The 3673-nt window shown below is 39.8% G+C and carries 5 protein-coding genes; all 5 read right to left on the minus strand.

The features are described from left to right. Positions 1-78: 78 nt before the first annotated feature. Positions 79-705 carry a LysE family translocator gene (locus tag CAG68_RS11490; RefSeq protein WP_033907480.1) on the minus strand — a complete coding sequence of 209 codons (627 nt, stop codon included), beginning with the start codon at positions 703-705 and terminating at the stop codon, positions 79-81. Positions 706-1032: 327 nt separating this feature from the next. After that, positions 1033-1659, minus strand: a complete 627-nt coding sequence (locus CAG68_RS11495; RefSeq protein WP_064354013.1) for a LysE family translocator — start codon at positions 1657-1659, stop codon at positions 1033-1035. Between the two features lie 129 nt (positions 1660-1788). Then, the gene (locus CAG68_RS11500; protein ID WP_086046812.1) at positions 1789-2142 is read right to left on the minus strand and encodes a DUF1428 domain-containing protein; all 354 of its coding nucleotides are present in this window, start codon (positions 2140-2142) and stop codon (positions 1789-1791) included. 97 nt (positions 2143-2239) lie between these two features. After that, positions 2240-2845 (minus strand): hypothetical protein, encoded by a 606-nt coding sequence (locus tag CAG68_RS11505; protein ID WP_054728580.1) that lies wholly within the window; start codon positions 2843-2845, stop codon positions 2240-2242. A gap of 81 nt (positions 2846-2926) precedes the next feature. Continuing rightward, positions 2927-3223, minus strand: coding sequence for an antibiotic biosynthesis monooxygenase family protein (locus CAG68_RS11510; RefSeq protein WP_033907479.1), 297 nt, complete (start codon positions 3221-3223; stop codon positions 2927-2929). Positions 3224-3673: the final 450 nt, after the last annotated feature.

Here is a 3673-nt window from a genome sequence, read left to right on the forward strand (position 1 = left end):
ATGCAATAGCACTCATTTAGCGTATAGATTGAGCAAACATTAGCCATATAATAATCACGAGAATAAAATGCCCTGTATCTAACGATCACTAAATGCCACTTTACTCGCTAGACTGATAAGTAGAATACCTGAAACACCTTCAAGAGTTCTTGAATAACGCTGAGAGTGTGGACGACTAAATACCCAATTACCCACAGAGGCGTACAAAACGTTACATGTCGTCGCAAGTACGCTGAACAGCAAGCCAAGTACTAATAATTGCATTGATGTTGAGCTTGCAGACGTATCAATAAATTGAGGCAGAAACGAGAGAAAGAATAGCGCTACTTTTGGATTCAAGACGCTGACGATAACCCCCTGAACAAACACATTTTTATTATTATCAACATTTTTGTTTTCAACGATTTTACTTTCTCCACGCCACATAGACAGTAATGACTGAACACCTAAATAAACTAGGTAAGCGGCCCCTAACCATTTAACAACGCTAAAAGCCAAAGATGAACTCAGAATTATTGCTGACAAACCTAAACATGCCGCTAGTGTATGAAAAAAGTAACCAATACCAAGCCCCAGAGCCGCTTTCAACCCAGCAGATAATTTACCTTTCATTGTATTGGAAACAATATAAATTACATCAGGTCCAGGAATCATGTTGATAGCGAGACAAGCGACAACAAATAATAATAGTGAGTTTGAATCCATTCTTTTCTCCAAATTAACGTCTTGCGGGATAACATTTCATCGAACTACAAGTAATGCAACGTCCAGGTTTCAATTGGTTATATTTAGTATTAACAACACGTTACTAATACTACAGCACTGCGCGAAGAGCACAACCATGAACAGTGATACGAATTAAATTATGGGCCTTTGTTAGCCCTTTGAATGATAATATTTAGCATCGTTTGGTTGTAAGCTTTTTCTAGCCAGCAGCTCTTATGGAAGTTAACAAATCGGCCACTTAGTATACTTAATAGACCGTCAAATCAGATAGATTATCTATTCTTATTTCTTCAAGCCTTTTTTGCTTCATTTTCCTGCCTCACTAAGCAGCAACTTAATACTTGCCACACCAAAAAATAACGCGAACACGCCTTCAAAAACTGCTTTGGATCTGAGATAGGTTTGCCTGACCTTTTTATACGCGAAAAGAAAAGCATAGCCAAAGAAAACCAAAGCACTAACCAGCCCTACAACAAAAATGACCGACAACAATTCCAACGGACTGGCCGTAGGAGGAACCCCTATCGAATAAAGCGCACCAAAAAACAGAATAGCCTTTGGGTTAGTTAAGTGAATTAACACTCCGGTTAAGTAGTTACCCTTCTCTGTCGTTACGTATGTTTTGGGTAACTTTAGCTGCTCGATGTTGCAGGCAGAATGTACGGACTTTAAAGCCAAATATAAAAGATAAAATGCCCCACAATATCTAAGAATTTCAAAAAGCCAAACATTGCTATAGAGTATGGTTGCGAGACCAAAAGCGGCTGAGGTTGACCAAAATAAAGACCCCGTTAAAACACCTGCAGCCAAATACCCACCAAAGCGTCGACCGTGGTTCATTGACGTGCCTGCTATCGCAAGAGTTGCAGGTCCAGGGCTAGCGATGGCAGCGATAGCTGATACGACAATCAGTGAATAATTTATCTCTTCCATTTTTACTCTAAGCCTCCAAATGGAGTTTTATCAACACTTATCGCGGAATACTCTATTGAACGTACATCAGAAGCGTAATACTGATTAAAACACCAAGTGTCACGAATCGAGTTGAGATTCTTTGGTATTTTACCGCTCCAAAATAACATCAAATCCGCCATAAATGAGACGCTTTCCATCAAAGGGCATTGGGTTATTGTCTGGACTCATTCGAGGATCACCCATGATCCGCAGCCACCCTGAGTCTCGAACTTCTTTTGAAGGCCAGACTACCCACGAAAACACAACGGTTTCGTTGCTTTCAGCGTTAACTGCCATGGGAAATGATGTGATCTCACCATCTGGTACTTCACTCCCCCACGTCTCAACAACCTTTAAGGCCCCAAACTCCCTGAACATTTCTGCTGCTATTTTTGCGTGTGCGATATACTTTTCTTTATTCGCTGTCGGCACTGCAGCGACAAACCCATCAATGTATGACATAAGTAAACTCCTTTCATTGGAGTTATAACCATAGCTCAATAAAAAGAATGCACATGATGCCAAACCATAGAAGCAGGTACGTAATACAGCTTGAGAGCTACATTCCTAGCTTGGACTTTATATGCATATTTGAAAGGTATGTGTTTGGATCAAGCTTGGTTAGCATATTTATAATCTCCAAAACACTCGAATACTCAATACGTTCCTCTTCAGCATGCCCGATCCCACCTATTGTAAAGTGAGTAAAGCGGTAATCACGATAAACGTTTTGCAGCTGGCTAGAAATATCTTTGAGTAATCTTTTACTGAGGGCGAATGCAGGGTATTCACTACTTTCTGAAAGCTCTGCTGTAGAGCCAATAGATACAATATTGCATTTATCGTTAAGTGAACCTAAAGCGTTAAGCTCATTGACTAAATTAAGATACCCAATCGGACCAACATTCATAAACTCAATCAGTTCGTTTGTTGTCAATTCTGAAGACTCTCCCCACATCGACGCCAAATAAACTATGATGTCAAACTCTACACCTTTGAAGCACGTATAATCTGGCTTTTTACCGGGATCAACGTCAATACAAACAGAAGCGACTCCCTCCTCAACTAGCTTTGATCTAGAAATCGCATAAATTTCTGTACCCTGTAAGTTCGTAGCCAAGAACCTTCCTAGACCCTTACTACCTCCAACGATTAAAATCTGCATAACCCTATTCCTTGGTTAAGGTTGTCTTTCATATTGTCCGCCAAACTGTTCATTAGGCATCACTTTAACGTTTCTATTGCCCTACTTAGTTCTATCTTCAATTTCATCGAATGGTTCAACTGAAATACGCTCTGCAATTTCACTCATCTTCTTCATTTTTTCTGGGTTACTAGTTCCCCAAAACCGCTCCCAGTCTTCACGTGTTCGCCACTTGGCAATAGTTAAAACCTTTTCCGGTACATCGTAAGAACGAAGCATAAAACTACCAAGCGCCCCTTCTACTGACTGATGAATTGAATCTGTCGTCGAACGCCATATATTTTGAAACTCATCCATTTTTTCACTTGGCACACGCCATTCATACACAACTCGAAACATAAAACTCCCCTTAAAAATGCCTGGACTTAATTCTCTATGTATTAGGCACATAACGCCCTGTTAAGGTGTGAGCAACGCAATACCGATGCTTCCGCATACCACCTTAAACACTAAACACAACGCATAGTAAAAACGCCACGCGTTGCGAATCACTCTTAAACAGTTTGTTAGTACGATTACCCGCAAGTTAAGCACATATCAAACTCATTACTAATTACGTTTCCTTGACACTCTTCATCTTCGCAGTTTTGTCTTATAACATGAAATTTCTTATCACAAACTGGGCAATACACTTGATCACACTTCGGCTCTTTTGATATTAACCTCGCGAGCTTATATTCGAAATAGTTAATATCATGGTTAGCATTTTCGTAGCAATTCGGACATAAATAAGGTCTCATTTTTTTATCTATGTTGAAGTATTCTTTAACTTTTTTCGGAGATAGGATG

The organism is Vibrio sp. V42_P2S4T144 (assembly GCF_009904715.1).
GTDB classification, from domain to species: domain Bacteria; phylum Pseudomonadota; class Gammaproteobacteria; order Enterobacterales; family Vibrionaceae; genus Vibrio; species Vibrio alginolyticus.

Coding starts and splice junctions, on each gene's coding strand:
- CAG68_RS11490 (WP_033907480.1), bottom strand. CDS start 705: ATGGATTCAAACTCACTATTATTATTTGTTGTCGCTTGTCTCGCTATC.
- CAG68_RS11500 (WP_086046812.1), bottom strand. CDS start 2,142: ATGTCATACATTGATGGGTTTGTCGCTGCAGTGCCGACAGCGAATAAA.
- CAG68_RS11505 (WP_054728580.1), bottom strand. CDS start 2,845: ATGCAGATTTTAATCGTTGGAGGTAGTAAGGGTCTAGGAAGGTTCTTG.
- CAG68_RS11510 (WP_033907479.1), bottom strand. CDS start 3,223: ATGTTTCGAGTTGTGTATGAATGGCGTGTGCCAAGTGAAAAAATGGAT.
- CAG68_RS11495 (WP_064354013.1), bottom strand. CDS start 1,659: ATGGAAGAGATAAATTATTCACTGATTGTCGTATCAGCTATCGCTGCC.